The sequence below is a fragment of the Arthrobacter sp. Y-9 genome (assembly GCF_029690065.1).
Lineage (GTDB): Bacteria > Actinomycetota > Actinomycetes > Actinomycetales > Micrococcaceae > Arthrobacter_E.
The window spans coordinates 1461116-1476062 of record NZ_CP121463.1 but is presented as its reverse complement, the minus strand read 5'-3'; the positions used below and the strand labels follow the sequence as shown (position 1 = coordinate 1476062).

Here is a 14947-nt window from a genome sequence, read left to right as displayed (position 1 = left end):
CGGACCGGCGGCTCTGCCCACACGGGAAGTCACACCGCCCTGGGGCGGCCCCTGCTTCCAGTGTGAACGGCTCGATGCCGGGTGGCAATGGGAACCTGATACTTCGACGTTAGGGCCGCGAGGCCCCCAGGTCAAAGACGTTCGGCGCTTTTTCGCGCCGTGTCGAAACTTTAACGCTGAACTTGAAGCTTAAGGCGGGTCCGGGACGGCCCGGAACCCGGATCAGGGCTCGAAATCCTCGGGTTCCACGCCATTGAGGAATTCGCGGAACTGCCGGAGTTCCTGCTCCTGCTCGGCGGTCGCGGGGGCGGCGGCCGCCGCGGCGTCGTCCGGGTCCTCATCCTCGTGTCCGCCGGCGGGTCGTGCGACCTCGGCGTCCTCGTCCTGGATCTCGATGAGGACTCCTGCGTCGTCCAGGACCTGTTCGGCGCACCAGATCCGGCAGTGGCTGCGAAGGGCCAGCGCCAGCGCGTCGGAGGCGCGGGAACTCACGCTCGTGCCGTCGTCGAACTGCAGCTGCGCGTAGAAGACCGAGTCCTCCACGCTCACGATCGTCACGGACACGAGGGAACGGCCGAGGGCCTGGATGACGTCCAGCATGAGGTCGTGGGTGAGCGGACGCGGCGGGACCACGCCCTGCTGAGCCAGCGCGATGGCACTGGCCTCCGGAGGACCGATCCAGATGGGAACGTGCCGCTCCCCCTTGGTCTCCTTCAGAAGCACCAGAGGCTGGTTGCCCGGAAGCTCGATCCGGACTCCGACCACCTCTACCTCGATCATCACTTCTCCAATCGGGAGATCTGGCCCTGGATGACGGCCTGGTGAAGGTCCTGCAGGAGACCGCTCAGCTCACGGGCGGCGTCGGCGGTGCGGGCGCGGGAGCCCGAGTCCTTCCGCGAGGCCAGCGGCGCCACAGCCCGCTCGATCAGGGCGAACTCGCGTTCGGCGGCCGCCAGCACGGGCCGCAGGTGGCGGGGCTCCAGACCCTGAGCCTCCAGGCGGGCGCAGCTCGCGGTCACCTGGAGGGCGTACTCGTCGAACTGGCCGCCCTCATGGGTGATGATCCCGTAGTCGAGAAGTTCCTTGACCAGGCGCACACTGGCTCCGGACTCGGCACGCAGCTGGGACTCGCTCAGCAATCGCGAGCGGCCGCGCAGGGCTTCGGCGGGATCCTCGGACACCAGCTTGGGCGAGAGCTTCATGCCGCCCGGCAGGTTGTCCGGACGCTCCCCGCGGTCGATAGCGTCGAGGTAATCGCGGATCACCTTGAGCGGCAGGTACTGATCCCGCTGCAGGGCCAGGACGAAGCGCAGACGCTCGACGTCGGCCTCGCTGTACTGGCGGTAACCGGCAGGGGTCCGCTGGGGCGTGATGAGCCCCTTCTCCTCCAGGAAACGGATCTTGGAGGCGGAAATACCGGGAAAGTCCTCGTTCAGCTGAGCGAGGACTTCTCCGATGTTCAGGACGACGGCGGCGCCTTGGCGCCGGCCGGACTGTGCAAGTGCCACGTTGCGCGGCGCCTCAGTCCTGGCCGGCCGGGCGTGCCGGGCTCGGGTAGTAGTTCAGCCGGAACTTGCCGATCTGCACTTCCACTCCGCTCTTGAGCAGGACCCGGTCCACGCGGTCGTGGTTGACGTAGCTGCCGTTCAGGCTGCCGGTGTCCACCAGTTCGTAGCCCGCAGGGGTGCGCACGAACTCCGCGTGCTTACGGGATACGGTGACGTCATCCAGGAAGATCTCGGCGTCGGGATGACGCCCGACGGTCACACGGTCCGTGTCCAGCAGGAAGCGCGCCCCGGCGTTCGGGCCGTGGTGCGCGATCAGCAGAGCGGATCCGTGCGGCAGGGCCGCGATGGACGCGATGTCTTCCGGACCCAGTTTCGGGTCGGCCGGCACCACGTCGGAAAGGACCGGAAGGTACACCGAGGTGGTGTCCGTGGACTCGCCCTCAAATGCGGCTTCGTCTGCGGGTTCGACGGGGACCGATGGTTGTTCAGACATCGGGCGGCTCCTCACTCTTCTCGCCTCGGCGGGGGTTCTTTCCCGGATCCTCCGGTGATGGATCCGGGAACGGTGCGTGCTGTCCGGGACCAGTCGTCCCGGACAGCACGGACAGCTGCTTTCTAGCCTACCTGCTGACCGTACGCTTCGGCGCTGAGCAGGCCCGACAGTTCGTCCGCACCGGCGATGCGGACCTCGAAAAGCCAGCCGGCGCCGTACGGATCGGAGTTGATGAGCGCCGGATCGGCGTCCAGCGACTCGTTGCGGGCCACGATCTCACCCGACACCGGTGCGTAGATGTCGCTGACGCTCTTGGTGGACTCCACCTCGCCGACGACGTCGTTGGCGGTCACGGAGGTCCCTGCCTCGGGCACCTGTGCGTACACGACATCGCCGAGCGCGTCCTGGGCGAAATCGGTGATGCCGACTCGCACCACACCGTCCTGCTCCGTGCTCGCAACCCATTCGTGTTCGGCGGTGTAGGACAGCTCTGCGGGGATGTTGCTCATCGCCTGGCCTTTCGTCTGATTCTGGTGGTCACCTGGATCACGGCAACCGACGCTGAAAGTATAGGCACATTACGAGCCTCAGTGGCCGGGCACGTGCCATGATGATCCCATGAGTGAACAGAGCGGCTCCATCACGCCTCCGCCCACGTCAGGGCAGGGACAGGCACCCCGATCCTCATCCGCCGGGAAATCCAGGACCCTCACCTGGATCATCCTCGGCGCCATCCTCCTGGCAGTGGCGGTGATCGCCTACTTCATCGCGGCGGCCGTCGTCCCGGTGGAATGGGCCAAGAACATCAACGGGCAGGCAGGACCCGGCTCCGGCGGCGTCTTCCTCGGGCTGGGGTACGGCCTGATCCTGACCTTCCTCTCCCTGTGGATCGCCTGGCAGGCCACCCACAAGAAGATCACCTGGCCATGGAAGGCCGTGATCCTGGTGATCGCCGTGGCCGTGTCCACCCCGAACCTCCTGACGGCGGGCATCGCCTGGGGCAGCTCCAATGCCGCGCACAACGCCCAGCGCATCATCGGCACCGGGCCTACGTGGTTCCCACTGTGGAGCGGGATCGGCGCGATCATCGGCGCGGTCCTCTTCATCGTGGCCCTGGTGCTGTGGAAGCTCTGGCGGCGCCGCGGCCAGCAGGCGAAGCTGTACAAGGCCGTGGAGAAGCAGCGGCTGCTCGAGGAGAAGGAGGCGGCCCGCGCCGCCGCCAAGGCCCAGCAGGCCCAGGAGCGCCGACAGGAGCAATAGCCGGAGCGGTAAGAGGCTCTGACCACGACGACGGCCCCCGCACCTCAGGTGCGGGGGCCGTTCCCGTGTTCCGGCCGCACCAAGTCACGGCCTCAGGCGGTCAGGGCGTCGGGCGGTCACGCCGTCGGTGGCGTCAGTAGCCGGCGCCGCCCTCGACTCGGTACTGATCGGCGACCACGCGGCCGCGGTGCAGCACGGTGCGGTCAGTGCCGCGGTCCATCACGGCGCTGGTCACGGTCTCGCCGTCCACCAGCACGACGTCGGCGCGGTCACCGACGTCGAGGCCGGGACGGTCGTCGACGCTCGCCAGGCGGGCCAGGGAGTGGTCCATGATGCTCGCACCGCCCCGTGTGGCGACGGCGACCGCGTGTTCCACCAGGCGGTCGGCCCGGAAGCCACGGGTGAAGGCGAGCTGCCAGGCGCGGTCCAGAAGGTCGCAGTTGCCATAAGGACTCCAATAGTCCCGCTGGCCGTCCTCCCCCAGGCCGACGCGCACCCCGGCCGCGGTGAGGTCCTGGAGGGGAAGCTGACCGGCCGCGGCGGGCGCCACGGTGGTGAGGGAGATGTCGAGCTCCGCCATTCGCTCGATCAGGGAACGGGTCGTGGCCTCAGAGGATCCGCCCAGCGTGTACGCGTGGGACAGATTGACCTTGCCCTGCATCCCGAGCGCCCGGGTCCGTTCCATGATCAGCTCGGTGCTGAAGATCGCGAGATCGGTGGGCTCGTGGAGGTGGACGTCCACCTCGACCTGGTACTTCTCGGCCAGGCCGAAGACGATGTCCAGATGGCGGACCGGGTCCCGGTCCAGCTGGCACGGATCGATGCCGCCCATGACGTCCGCGCCCTGCCGCAGGGCCTCCTCGAGCAGTTCCGGGGTGCCCTCTTCCAGGAGGATGCCCGCTTGCGGGAAGACCATGATCTGGACCTCCGCCTGCCCGGCGAACTTCTCCTTCGCGGCCACCACGGCCTCGTACTTCTCCAGGCCCGTGTCGACGTCCACCTGGGCGAAGGACCGGACCCGCGTGGTGCCCCGTCCGATCATGCGTTCCAGCGTGCCGGCCACGCGCTCCCCGAGCGGGATCTCGGCCGAGCGCCAGTTCTCCCGGTCGTTGCTCATCATCCCCCAGACGCCCGGACGGCCCGTGTGCTCCCGGAACGGCAGCCCGATCCGTGTCGAGTCCAGGTGCACGTGGACGTCGCTGAAGGCCGGCAGCAGCAGGCGCCCCCGGCCGTCGACGACATCCTGCCCGGGTTCCGCGGCCGCGACCGGGTCATGCGGCCGGATGGCGGCGATCAGCTCGCCGTCGAGCAGGACATCGGAGGCGGCGCCGCCCCAGGGTCGGACGTTGCGGAGGAGCATGGTCGCCTTTCGACGCGGTGTTCAGGAGTGCAGGGTCAGGCGTGGGAGTCCGCGGACGAGGCCTGCTTCGCGATGGCCTGGCTCCGGCTGCTGACCATGTGCTGGCCGATCAGGACCTGGGTGCGGGCGACGTCGCGGTCGGCGATCGCCTCGTAGAGCGCCGCATGCTCCTCCGCCACCCGGATGAGGTCGTCATGCTGGCCCATGAGCCAGCGGATCCGGCTGCTCAGGATGCCCTGGAGCTCGTTGAGCAGCTCATTGCCGGCCAGCGATGTGACGATCTCGTGGAAATCGGCGCCGGAACGGCGGGCACGCACGGCGTCGCCCGCCTCGGCCGCCTGGAACTCGCGGTCCAGCGCGTCCTTGAGCCGCCGCAGCCCCTCACGGTTGTGCCGCTGGGCGGCCAGGGTGAACGTCAGGGACTCGAACGCGGCCTGCACCTCATTGAGGTCGACGACGTCGGACGCGGAGAACTCCCGGACCACGGCCCAGGTGCGGGGCCGCGGCGTCACGAGGCCTTCGGACACCAGCGTCCGCAGAGCCTCGCGGACCGGGAGACGGCTGACGCCCAGTTCCTGGGCCAGATCCCGCTCCACGAGCTTGCTGCCGGGCAGGCGCACGCCGTCGAGGATCTCGTCGCGGATCTGACGGGTCACGCGGAGGGACTCCGGCTCGAAAATCTCCGTGTTGGACATTCCCCCATTATCACACCACGAACATCCGTTTTTGGAATACCAAAGAGGGAATGTCGTGGTCAGGACGCCAGGTGGGCGCTGATCGCGTCGAACATCGCGGCAGTGGCGGGACCCTTCACCGGGTCCACCGGAAGGGCGGAGCTGGAGAACTTCACCCCGACCACCCCCGTGGTGCGGTTGATGTAGACCATCTGACCGTGGATCCCGAGGCAGAACGCCACATCCGGACGCCCATCCAGGAACCAGAACTGGCTCCTGTACCGCCCGCCCGGCGTGTGCTCGGCCTCCGGACCGGCGGCGAACGCCTCCGTGGAATCCGGACCGCCCGCGAAGATGTCGTCGACCCACTCCGCCGGGAGCACCCGTTCGCCGTTCAGCGCCACCCCGCCGTCACGGATCATGGCGCCGAAGCAGGCGAGATCGCGCAGGGTCGCGCAGATGCCGCCGTCGAACATCCCGGTGCCCTCGGAGTCCACTGTGATGAACGCGGGGTCGGCGGCGCCCAGACGGCTCCACAGCAGCTCCGTGGCGAGCTCGGCGAAGGGCTTCCCGCCGGCCGCCTCGCACACCCAGCCCAGGACGTCCGTCTCGCAGCTGCGGTAGTCGAAGTAGCCGCCGTGTTCCCGTTCCTGCTCGAGCGTCGCGAGGAATTCCTTCAGCGAGGCGGGGCCACCCGGACGCCGCGGCGCCCAGCCCACCGATTCGTCCAGCGCCCGCACCTCGGAGGCCGGGTCCAGGTACTCCTCGGAGAAGCGGATCCCACTGCGCATGTCCAGGAGGTCGCGGAGCCGCGCCCCGCCATAGCCTGCGGTCCGGAGTTCCGGCACGTACTCCCCCACCGTCCGCTCGACGTCGAGGGACCCCCGGGCCGCCAGAGCGCCGACGACCGAAGACACGAGCGACTTGCTCACGGACATGAGCAGGTGGCGGGTGTGCGGTGTCATGGCGCCGCAGTACTGTTCGGCGATGACTGTCCGCCCGTGCAGCACGAGCCAGGCGTCCGTGTCCGTGTCATCCAGGACCGACCCCACCGTCGACCCGGTGCCGTCCGGCAGGGCGACGGGCAGACCGGACAGCTCCCACGGACGGTCCTCCAGGACCACGGCGGCGCCGGGCCTGATGGTGCGCGTCGGGAACAAGGTGTCCATGTGCTGGAAGGACCAGCACAGGTTCGCCGGGTCCTGCCAGTCGGCGACGGTGACGGCGCTTGCCGGCATTCTCGTCCCGTTCTCCACGCTCATGGGGTCACTCCCCCGCCGTGTAGACGCTGTGTCCGGCGACGACGGTCTCCACCACACTGGTCTTGAGGAGGGACTGGTCACCCTCGGCGAACGGATTGACGTCCACCACGACGAAGTCCGCGGCGTAGCCCTCGGCCAGGCGGCCGTGGGTCGCGCCGTCGCCCACCGAAGCGGCGGCGTCGCGGGTCGCGTGGCCCAGCGCCCGGGCCAGCGGCAGGGCCAGCTCCGGCTGCACCGCATCATAGGAGGCGTCCAGCGCGGACTTCCGCGTGGTCGCCACGTACAGGTTCGGGAAGGCGCCGTACGGAGCGGTGGGAGCGTCCGTCGAGAACGCGAGCAGCGCGCCCGCCTCCTCATACTCGGGCCAGGCGAAGCCGCGGTTCACTCGGTCATCACCCAGCATGGCGTCCCAGTTCGCCCGGACCGCCGCGTCGGTGTGGACCGGCTGCATCGAGGCGATCACTCCCAGCTCCGCCATGCGCCGGGCGGTCCCGGGGGCTGCGTACTCCAGGTGCTCGATCCGGTGCCGTCGCGGACGGTCCCCGTTGACCTTGATGGCGTGCTCGATCGCGTCCAGGGCGATGTCACTCGCGGCGTCGCCGATCGCATGGAGGGCGGCCTGGAGTCCTGCCGCATCGGCCGCCGCGAGCGCCGGCTTGAGCCGTTCGAGAGGCCAGATGGGCTCGGCGTTGGAGTGATCGGCGTAGGGCTTGTTCATGGCCGCGGTGCAGGCGTCGATCACGCCGTCGATGATGAACTTGACCCCGACCACCCGCAGGGACGGGTTGGTCAGGCGCGCCGCGAGCTCGGCGGCACGCTCCACCTGAGCGATGTTCTGCGCGTCATCCCCGGTGTTGTCGATGAACCAGTGTGCTGCGACGCGGAGCGGCAGGGAGCCGCCATGGCGTTCGACGGCACGCTCGAGGGTCGCGAGGGACACCTCGTCGAGGGCCATGTCCACGGCGCCCGTGACCCCGGTGCCGAGGTACGCCTCGAAGGTGCGGTCGATCGCGGCGTCGCGTTCCGCGTCGCTCGTCACCGAGGCGAGGTGGGTCCAGACGAAGTGCTGGGCCGCCGTCTCGTAGAGCATGCCCGTGGCGTTCCCCTCCGCATCCCGTTCGATGCGGCCGCCGATGGGGTCCGGCGTCTCCCGCGTGATCCCCAGTGCGGCCAGCGCGGCGGAGTTGACCCAGCAGGAATGGTAGTCGTTCGCGTCGAGGAAGACCGGCACGTCCGCGACCGCAGCGTCGATCATCGCGGCGGTCGGCTCGCCACCGGGCACCGAGTCGAACAGCCAGCCGCGCCCCAGCACCCGGTCCGCGCCCGGCTCGGCCTGCCGGGCGGCGCGCAGCCGGTTCTGGATCTCGTGCAGGCTGCGGGCGTCGGTGAGTTCGACCTTGCCGAGAGCCTCGCCCGTCATGAGGAGGTGCGTGTGGGCGTCCACGAAGCCGGGGACCACCAGGCGGCCGCCGAGGTCCACGGTGTCCGCGCCCCCTGCGGCGGCGCGCGCGTCCGCCTCGGAGCCGGCGAAGGCGATCCGGGCGTCGTCGACGACGAGGGCCTGGGCCCATTCCTCACGGCCCTCGCCGTTCGCGGTGAAGATCAGGGCGTTGTGGTAGAGCGTGCGTGCCATTCTCAGGCCTCCTGGGGTTCGGTGTGTGCAAGGGGAAGACGGTCCGCGCCGGGCGCGGGGTGGGCGGCCGGGGCGGCCTGGCGCGTGGAGAGCCGTGCCACCGCGACGGCGGGAACCGCCAGGAGCAGACTGGCCACGCCGAGCAGCAGGGTGAAGCCCTGGTGACCGAGGGCGTCGACGAGTCCGGCCCCGATCACGGGGGTCAGGCTGGAACCCACGAGGTACACGGCCAGCAGGGGGCCGGACCAACGGCCATCGGCGTCCAGCGCGGCGGCGGTGGCGACGAAGAACATGAACGCCACGGCGTACACGGTGTTCCAGGCGATGAAGATGATGATGAAGGCCGTCGGATCGCTGACGAGCGAGGAGCAGATCTTGAGGGCGCTGCCCAGCACCAGCAGGATGGCCAGCGGGACGGCGCGCCCCAGGCGGTCCCCCACGATCATGAGCAGGAGGGAGCCGATCAGTCCGCCCGCGGTCGCGCCGCTGAGCGCGATGCCCAGCCCTTCCGGAGTCACGCCGGCCACGGCGCCGCCGACCACGCCACCCATGGCCCAGAGGGAGTCCTCGCTGACGGCCCACAGAGCGAAGGTGACCAGCAGCGCCCATCCGGCGAGGGCGACAGTCCTCGGAGCGGCCGGGACGGCGGGACGGATGAGCGGGAGGGACTCGGTCGCGGGGACTGCGAGCGGGACGGCCTCGGCAACCGCCGCGCCGACCGCGCCGCCGGCCACGGGCGCTCCGGGCAGCCAGACACTCAGCAGGAGTCCGATGAGCGAAAACAGTGCCAGCGCTCCGAAGACGTTCACGGGTGCCAGGCCGAGCACCGGGACGACTGCGAGCACCACCGTGATCACGCCGCGGTTGACGAGCCCGTTCAGGCCCGCGACCCGGTCGGGGTTGGTGAAGGCCGCGAACGCGGCGCCCGAGGCGGCCACAGCACCGCCGGCGCCCACACCCCCGAGCAGAAGGCCGGGGATGATCACAGCGGGCGAGGGAACCAGGGCCGCGGCGCCGAAGGCGAGCACCGCGAGCGCGAGTCCGGCGCGGGCGACCAGGAGCCGCCAGGGTCCGGCGCACAGCGGGGCCACCAGGAGGCCGGCGATGGCGGTGGCGAGCAGCACTCCGGTGACGATCCATCCGGCGGTGATGAAGTCCACGCCCACCGAGGTCTCGAGGGCGCTGATCATGTAGGGCGAGAGATTGACGCCGAGGTAACCGGCGACGGCGATGGCGAAGGTGGCCGAGGCGTTGCCGAGGCGCAGAGGGATGCGCGTGGCGGGTCGGGGGTGGGTCATGGTGCTCCAGGCGGGAAGACGGCGGCATTGCCGGCTCCGGGACGGGCGGGGACGGCCGTCCTCCGCAATAAACGAATAGCATTCGTTTATGAGTATGACCCACGTCACGCGGAATGGGAAGTCCTGCCCGCTCCTGGGGGGGAAATCCATCGCCGCAGGGGCGGCGGGCCGGCCCGGACTCACCCGGCCCGCGCTAGGCTGGACGATGCGCGACGGCGGCGGAGGCCGGCGTCGCGCGCCCTCACCCCGCCCGCCTTCCGAAAGCAGCCCATGGCACGTCCCCGGACTCCCGTCCTCACGGCGGCTCGCATCGCCGACGCCGCCATGGAACTCATCGATTCGGGGAAGCCGTTCGGCGTGAACGCCCTCGCCCGGGCGCTGAGCGTCCAGCCGTCCTCGCTCTACAACCACCTGGACGGCCGGCGGGCGATCATCGAGCTCGTCCGCGGCCGGCTCGTCGAGCGGTACATGAGCGACATCCCGGACGGACTGCCGTGGGACGAGGCCGTCGAGCTGCTGGTCCGCTCCGAGCGCCGCATGTACACGGAACATCCGCACATCGTGCCGCTCATCGTCACGGAGACGGTCACCGACGCGGCGGCCATCGCCTCGTACGACCACATGGCCGGCATCCTCCTGCGGGGAGGCTTCCCGGAGGAGGAGGTGCTGGTGCTGATCCAGCTCCTCGACGCCTTCGCGCTCGGTTCAGGCCTCGACTTCGCCGCGCCGGAGGACGTCTGGGAGCCGACCACGCCCACCTTGCATCTGGCACGCCTTCTCACACTGCAGCCGAGCGGCAAAGGCAGGAGCGATCAGGCGTTCGAAATCGGGCTGGAGATGCTCCTCACCGCACTGCGCGCCCGGCTGGCGGCGCACCGGGCCACTCAGACCGACGCTTCCTGACGTCCCTCCGCGCCATTCAACAGGTCAGCTCAACAGATCAGCCGCACTTTCCACGACCACGCCGTAGACGTCCCCGATCGTGGCCAGGGCCGAACGGTGCAGTTCCTCCGAGGTGACCGGACCGGCCACGGACGGGAGGGAGCGGGTGGCGCAGGCGCTGGCCACCACGGTGGGGGCGTTGCCCCGCAGCAGGGCGCCTTCCGCGGTGAACGTGACGCACATGTGCGTCATGAAGCCCGCGATCACCACGTCATTCCATCCCGCGGCGTCGACGAGTTCCCCCAGGCGCGTGCCGACGAAGGAGTTCGGCGCCGTCTTGACCACCACCTCTTCACCCTCCCGCGGCGCCACGGCCGGGTGGATGCGCCCCACCTCCTGGTTCAGGTCGTACGGGCTGCCGGGGCCGCCGTCGTGCACCACGTGGAGGACTGTGGAGCCCGACGCGCGGGCACGCTCCAGCAACGCGGAAGCCTCCTGCAGGGCCGCCTCCCAGCCGTCGAGTTCCATCACGCCTTGCGTGTACGTGTTCTGGTAATCCACCAGGATGACCGTGGCGCGGCTGAGGTCCGCGGGGGTGGTGGTCTCGTGGCCGAGTTCGCGCAGGGTGGGGCTGGTCATGATCGTCTCTCCTTGGTGATGACTGCTGATGGATACCATGGTCTCTGAGCCGATCCCGGTCGAACAGGTCGAATCGGGTCACGATTCGTCGATTCGGGGTCACCCTCATGGCCCGGGACAGGAAGGCGTCATGAACCACACCGCAGCAGCTCCGCGCGTCGCCGTCCTCGCGTTCGACGGGATCAATCCGTTCCACCTCTCGGTGCCGTCCCTCGTCTGGGGGTCCGAGTCGCCTCGTGGAGCGATGGAGCCCTGGGACATCACGGTGGTGGGCCGCCGGCCCGGACCACTGCGGACGGGCGCTGGCTACTCGCTCCTCGTGGAGCACGGCCTGGACGCGTTCGACGACGCCGATCTGATCGTGGTGCCCTGGTGGTCCGACCCCACGACGGCGGCGCCCGCGGACGTCACCGATGCCCTGCGCCGCGCGCATGAGCGAGGGGCGGTCGTGGTGGGCCTGTGCCTCGGCGTCTTCGTCGTGGCGGACAGCGGCCTGCTGGACGGCCGGGAGGCCACCACCCACTGGAGCTGGACCGGGACGTTCCGCGACCGCTTCCCTTCCGTCCGGCTGAGTCCGGAGCGGCTGTACGTGGATGAAGGCAGTCTCGTGACCGGGGCCGGCGCGACCGCCGGGATCGACACGTGCCTGCACCTCCTGGCCCGCCACCGCGGCCAGGAGACGGCCAATCGCGTGGCGCGCAGGATCGTCGCCGCCCCGCACCGTCCCGGTGGCCAGGCGCAGTTCATCGAAGCGCCGGTCCCCCGCCAGGAATCCGATCCGGTCACCGACGCCATGACCTGGGCGCTGGACCGGCTGCACGAACCTCTCGGGATCGACGCGCTGGCCGCGCAGGCCCACCAGAGCCGGAGCACCTTCACCCGCGCCTTCCGCGTCCGCACCGGCACCACCGTCCACCAATGGCTCGTGACCCAGCGGCTCGCGCTCGCCCGGGAGCTCCTGGAAGGCTCCCCGCTGGACGTCGAATCCGTCGCCCGGCGCGCGGGGTTCGGGACCGCCGCACGACTGCGGGAACACTTCGCCCGGCAGCTGGACACCACCCCGAGCCGCTACCGCGAGGAGTTCGGCAGGCCCGCGCGCGCCTGAGCGCGCGATCCCGGCCCTCGCGCGATCCCCGCCCCTGTGTCACCCAGCCCGTCGGCCACCGGCCCGGCCGATTTTGGGCATTGCCGGACGCCTGTGGAAAAGTTCTGCGGGTAAACCACTCCTCCCCGGAACGTGAGTCATGAATCAATCACCACCAGCTCAGGGACGCCCGACGGCACAGCGCAGTGTCCGCACGTCCTTCCCCGCACCGGATTCCTCCGGTCCGGCCGCCGATCTGCAGCGCCGGCTGTCCACGCGGCACATCCGCTTCATCGCCCTCGGCTCGGCCATCGGCACCGGCCTCTTCTACGGCTCGTCGGAGACCATCAAGGCCGCCGGGCCCGCCGTGCTCCTGGCGTACATCGTCGCCGGTGCGATGGTGTTCATCGTCATGCGCGCGCTCGGCGAGATGGCCGTCCGCCATCCGGTGGCCGGTTCCTTCGCCCAGTACGCGGACCGCTACATCTCCCCCCTCGCCGGCTTTCTGACCGGCTGGGTGTTCGCGTTCGAGATGCTCATGGTGGCCATCGCGGACATGGTGGCGGCCGGCAAGTACATGGGGCTGTGGTTCCCCAGCACGCCCGGCTGGGTCTGGATGCTCGCGGCCATGCTCATCATCTGCGGCCTGAACCTGCTCCAGGTGAGCGTGTTCGGCGAGCTCGAATTCTGGTTCTCCCTCATCAAGGTCGTCACCATCATCGCGATGATCGTCGGCGGCATCGGCCTGATCGTCTTCGGCGTCTCGATGGGCGGAGCCGAGCCCGGCCTGCATCACCTCGTGGACGACGGCGGCTTCGCACCGTTCGGCGTGTGGGGCATCGTCATGAGCCTCGCGATCGTCGTGTTCAGCTTCGGCGGCGTGGAGACCCTCGGCATGACCGCGGGCGAGACCGGAGACCCGGGGAAGGCGATCCCCAAGGCCGTCAACTCCGTGCCGTTCCGCATCCTGATCTTCTACATCCTCTCCCTCGGCGTCATGTTCTGCCTGTTCCCGTGGAGGAAGATCGGGACGCAGGGCAGCCCCTTCGTCCAGGTGTTCACCGGCCTCAACATCCCCGCTGCGGAGCACATCATCAACGCGGTGGTCCTCACGGCGGCGCTCTCCGCGATGAACGCGATCACGTACACCCTGATCCGCACCCTGTACGGCCTGGCCCAGCAGGGTCAGGCACCGCGGAGCTTCCTGAAGCTGAGCCGCACCGGCGTTCCGTTCCTGCCGGTCACCATGGTGTTCAGCGGCCTGATCCTCGGTCTGGTCGCGTTCCTGCTGATCCCGGACACCCTGTTCGTCCTCGTGGCGTCCATCGCATCCTTCGCGACCGTCTTCACCTGGGTGATGATCCTCGTCTCGCACTTCCGGATGCGCCGCGAGCTGCGTGGCACGCGGGTGGGCGGAGGCGCGTACCGGATGCCCGCCTGGCCCGTCCTGAGCTGGATCGCCCTGGCGTTCATGGCGTTCGTCCTGGTGGTCCTGCTGTTCTCGGACACCGGCCGCCTGGCGGTGCTGGTGGGCGTGGTCCTGGCCGGGGCTCTGTCGGTCGTGTACCTCGTCGCCATCAAGCCACGGCACACCGGGCGGATCGAACTCGAGGTCGCCGAAGAGGCCTGACGGCCACCTCCTCAGGGGCTGTGCGCACGGTCTCCCCGCACACGACGACGGCGCCGCTCACCTCGGTGGGCGGCGCCGTCGTCGTGTGGCGGTCCGGTCAGGCCGGGGGGCGTCAGCGCCTCACCGCACCGGGAGCCGCACGACGCGGTCGTCTCCCGCACGGGGCGAGCCCCGGCCGTCCGTGTTGTTCGTCAGGATCCAGAGGGAACCGTCGGGAGCCGGGACCACGGTCCGCAGACGGCCCAGCTCCCCGCGCAGCAGAACCTCCGAGCGCCCTGGGTCGGCGAGCGGCACCCGGCGCAGCGACTGGCCTTTGAGGTTGGCCAGGTAGAACGCCCCGTCCAGGAACGCCAGGCCGCTCGGGCTCGCCTCCGACGGCGACCATTGCTGCACGGGGTCACGGAACCCCGAGCGGCGGGCGATCCCCTCCGCGAGCGGCCAGCCGTAGTTTCCGCCCGGCACGATCTCATTGAGCTCATCCCACGTGTTCTGACCGAATTCGCTGGCGAACAGACGGCCGTCCGGCGTCCAGGCGAGACCCTGGACGTTGCGGTGGCCGTAGCTGTACGTGAGTGAGCCGGGGAACGGGTTGTCCGTGGGCACCGTCCCATCCGGGGCGAGACGCAGGATCTTGCCCTGCACGGACTGGACGTCCTGGGCCTTGTCCGGCTCCTGAGCGTCCCCGACCCCGGCGTAGAGCATCCCGTCGGGACCGAAAGCGATCCGGCCGCCGTGATGGAATCTCGCCGCGGGGATCCCGCCCAGCATGGTCTCGGCGCAGCCCAGCCCGAAAGACCCCGCGCCACCTGTGAGGGGGAAACGCTGCAGGCGGTTGCCGTCCTTCGCCGTGGAAAAGGCGTAGAGCATGCGCCCGGCGCCGACGGCGAGACCGAGCAGGCCGCCCTCCCCCACGTGCGTGACACCGGGCACGGTGCCCACGACGCGGGTGCGCGCCGGCCGGTCACCCTCCCGCACGATCTCCAGGATCCGCCCACTGTCGCGTTCGCTCACCAGCGCCGAGCCGTCGAGGAACACCAGATCCCAGGGCGCGCTCAGCCCGGTGACGATGTCCTCGGGCACCCGGCCGGAGGCAGGACCGGACGGCGCGGGCGTGTCGGCGCCACATCCCGAACCGCCCCCGGGAGTGCAAGACGCCAGGAAACCGGCCGCCAGCAGGGCTCCTGCCGCGAGCACACCGCGCCGGGTCGGTTCCTCTCCCACACC

At 70.0% G+C, this 14947-nt stretch carries 15 protein-coding genes; 4 read left to right on the top strand and 11 right to left on the bottom strand.

Going from position 1 to position 14947, the window contains the following annotated elements; genetic code table 11:
- Positions 1 to 222 precede the first annotated feature (222 nt).
- The 4 genes from P9849_RS06505 to gcvH all read right to left on the bottom strand — a co-directional run bounded on the left by P9849_RS06505 (position 223) and on the right by gcvH (position 2510).
- The gene (locus P9849_RS06505; RefSeq protein WP_278268829.1) at positions 223 to 780 is read right to left on the bottom strand and encodes a bifunctional nuclease family protein; all 558 of its coding nucleotides are present in this window, start codon (positions 778 to 780) and stop codon (positions 223 to 225) included.
- The gene (locus P9849_RS06500) at positions 780 to 1508 is read right to left on the bottom strand and encodes a MerR family transcriptional regulator (RefSeq protein WP_278268828.1); all 729 of its coding nucleotides are present in this window, start codon (positions 1506 to 1508) and stop codon (positions 780 to 782) included. The genes P9849_RS06505 and P9849_RS06500 overlap by 1 nt, the downstream gene beginning before the upstream one ends.
- 13 nt (positions 1509 to 1521) lie before the next feature.
- Positions 1522 to 2001, bottom strand: coding sequence for an FHA domain-containing protein (locus tag P9849_RS06495; RefSeq protein ID WP_066215548.1), 480 nt, complete (start codon positions 1999 to 2001; stop codon positions 1522 to 1524).
- Between the two features lie 122 nt (positions 2002 to 2123).
- Positions 2124 to 2510: a glycine cleavage system protein GcvH gene (gene gcvH / locus P9849_RS06490; protein ID WP_278268827.1), complete on the bottom strand. Its 387-nt coding sequence runs from the start codon at positions 2508 to 2510 to the stop codon at positions 2124 to 2126.
- A 109-nt stretch (positions 2511 to 2619) separates the two neighbouring features.
- Between gcvH and P9849_RS06485 the strand changes: the two genes are divergently transcribed.
- Complete coding sequence (locus P9849_RS06485) at positions 2620 to 3261, top strand: hypothetical protein (protein ID WP_278268826.1); 642 nt, start codon at positions 2620 to 2622, stop codon at positions 3259 to 3261.
- Positions 3262 to 3394: 133 nt separating this feature from the next.
- On the opposite strand, the gene P9849_RS06480 is transcribed toward P9849_RS06485, so the two are convergent.
- From P9849_RS06480 to P9849_RS06460, 5 genes are read right to left on the bottom strand one after another with little or no spacing between them, the layout of a single operon-like run.
- A complete protein-coding gene (locus P9849_RS06480) occupies positions 3395 to 4621 on the bottom strand; it encodes an amidohydrolase (RefSeq protein ID WP_278268825.1) in 1227 nt (408 codons plus the stop codon).
- Positions 4622 to 4656: 35 nt separating this feature from the next.
- The gene (locus P9849_RS06475; RefSeq protein ID WP_066215559.1) at positions 4657 to 5316 is read right to left on the bottom strand and encodes a GntR family transcriptional regulator; all 660 of its coding nucleotides are present in this window, start codon (positions 5314 to 5316) and stop codon (positions 4657 to 4659) included.
- Positions 5317 to 5375: 59 nt separating this feature from the next.
- Positions 5376 to 6557, bottom strand: coding sequence for a serine hydrolase (locus P9849_RS06470; protein WP_278268824.1), 1182 nt, complete (start codon positions 6555 to 6557; stop codon positions 5376 to 5378).
- A 4-nt stretch (positions 6558 to 6561) separates the two neighbouring features.
- Entirely contained in the window at positions 6562 to 8190 is a 1629-nt protein-coding gene (locus tag P9849_RS06465) for an amidohydrolase (protein ID WP_278268823.1), read from the bottom strand.
- A gap of 2 nt (positions 8191 to 8192) precedes the next feature.
- Positions 8193 to 9488 (bottom strand): MFS transporter, encoded by a 1296-nt coding sequence (locus P9849_RS06460; RefSeq protein WP_278268822.1) that lies wholly within the window; start codon positions 9486 to 9488, stop codon positions 8193 to 8195.
- 270 nt (positions 9489 to 9758) lie between these two features.
- Here P9849_RS06460 and P9849_RS06455 point away from each other — a divergent pair, with 270 nt between their 5' ends.
- Positions 9759 to 10391, top strand: coding sequence for a TetR/AcrR family transcriptional regulator C-terminal domain-containing protein (locus P9849_RS06455; RefSeq protein WP_278268821.1), 633 nt, complete (start codon positions 9759 to 9761; stop codon positions 10389 to 10391).
- A 24-nt stretch (positions 10392 to 10415) separates the two neighbouring features.
- On the opposite strand, the gene P9849_RS06450 is transcribed toward P9849_RS06455, so the two are convergent.
- Positions 10416 to 11009, bottom strand: a complete 594-nt coding sequence (locus P9849_RS06450; RefSeq protein ID WP_278268820.1) for a cysteine hydrolase family protein — start codon at positions 11007 to 11009, stop codon at positions 10416 to 10418.
- Between the two features lie 130 nt (positions 11010 to 11139).
- On the opposite strand from P9849_RS06450, the gene P9849_RS06445 reads away from it, so the two are divergent.
- Together P9849_RS06445 and P9849_RS06440 are read left to right on the top strand one after the other, a co-directional pair.
- The gene (locus P9849_RS06445) at positions 11140 to 12114 is read left to right on the top strand and encodes a helix-turn-helix domain-containing protein (RefSeq protein ID WP_278268819.1); all 975 of its coding nucleotides are present in this window, start codon (positions 11140 to 11142) and stop codon (positions 12112 to 12114) included.
- A gap of 139 nt (positions 12115 to 12253) precedes the next feature.
- Positions 12254 to 13723 carry an amino acid permease gene (locus P9849_RS06440; RefSeq protein WP_278268818.1) on the top strand — a complete coding sequence of 490 codons (1470 nt, stop codon included), beginning with the start codon at positions 12254 to 12256 and terminating at the stop codon, positions 13721 to 13723.
- A 120-nt stretch (positions 13724 to 13843) separates the two neighbouring features.
- Here the strand turns inward: P9849_RS06440 and P9849_RS06435 are convergent, their stop codons facing one another.
- A complete protein-coding gene (locus P9849_RS06435) occupies positions 13844 to 14944 on the bottom strand; it encodes a PQQ-dependent sugar dehydrogenase (protein WP_278268817.1) in 1101 nt (366 codons plus the stop codon).
- Between the last annotated feature and the right edge of the window lie 3 nt (positions 14945 to 14947).

Coding starts and splice junctions, on each gene's coding strand:
- P9849_RS06505 (WP_278268829.1), bottom strand. CDS start 780: ATGATCGAGGTAGAGGTGGTCGGAGTCCGGATCGAGCTTCCGGGCAAC.
- P9849_RS06485 (WP_278268826.1), top strand. CDS start 2,620: ATGAGTGAACAGAGCGGCTCCATCACGCCTCCGCCCACGTCAGGGCAG.
- P9849_RS06495 (WP_066215548.1), bottom strand. CDS start 2,001: ATGTCTGAACAACCATCGGTCCCCGTCGAACCCGCAGACGAAGCCGCA.
- P9849_RS06445 (WP_278268819.1), top strand. CDS start 11,140: ATGAACCACACCGCAGCAGCTCCGCGCGTCGCCGTCCTCGCGTTCGAC.
- P9849_RS06465 (WP_278268823.1), bottom strand. CDS start 8,190: ATGGCACGCACGCTCTACCACAACGCCCTGATCTTCACCGCGAACGGC.
- P9849_RS06440 (WP_278268818.1), top strand. CDS start 12,254: ATGAATCAATCACCACCAGCTCAGGGACGCCCGACGGCACAGCGCAGT.
- P9849_RS06460 (WP_278268822.1), bottom strand. CDS start 9,488: ATGACCCACCCCCGACCCGCCACGCGCATCCCTCTGCGCCTCGGCAAC.
- P9849_RS06480 (WP_278268825.1), bottom strand. CDS start 4,621: ATGCTCCTCCGCAACGTCCGACCCTGGGGCGGCGCCGCCTCCGATGTC.
- P9849_RS06450 (WP_278268820.1), bottom strand. CDS start 11,009: ATGACCAGCCCCACCCTGCGCGAACTCGGCCACGAGACCACCACCCCC.
- P9849_RS06455 (WP_278268821.1), top strand. CDS start 9,759: ATGGCACGTCCCCGGACTCCCGTCCTCACGGCGGCTCGCATCGCCGAC.
- gcvH (WP_278268827.1), bottom strand. CDS start 2,510: ATGAGCAACATCCCCGCAGAGCTGTCCTACACCGCCGAACACGAATGG.
- P9849_RS06475 (WP_066215559.1), bottom strand. CDS start 5,316: ATGTCCAACACGGAGATTTTCGAGCCGGAGTCCCTCCGCGTGACCCGT.
- P9849_RS06470 (WP_278268824.1), bottom strand. CDS start 6,557: ATGAGCGTGGAGAACGGGACGAGAATGCCGGCAAGCGCCGTCACCGTC.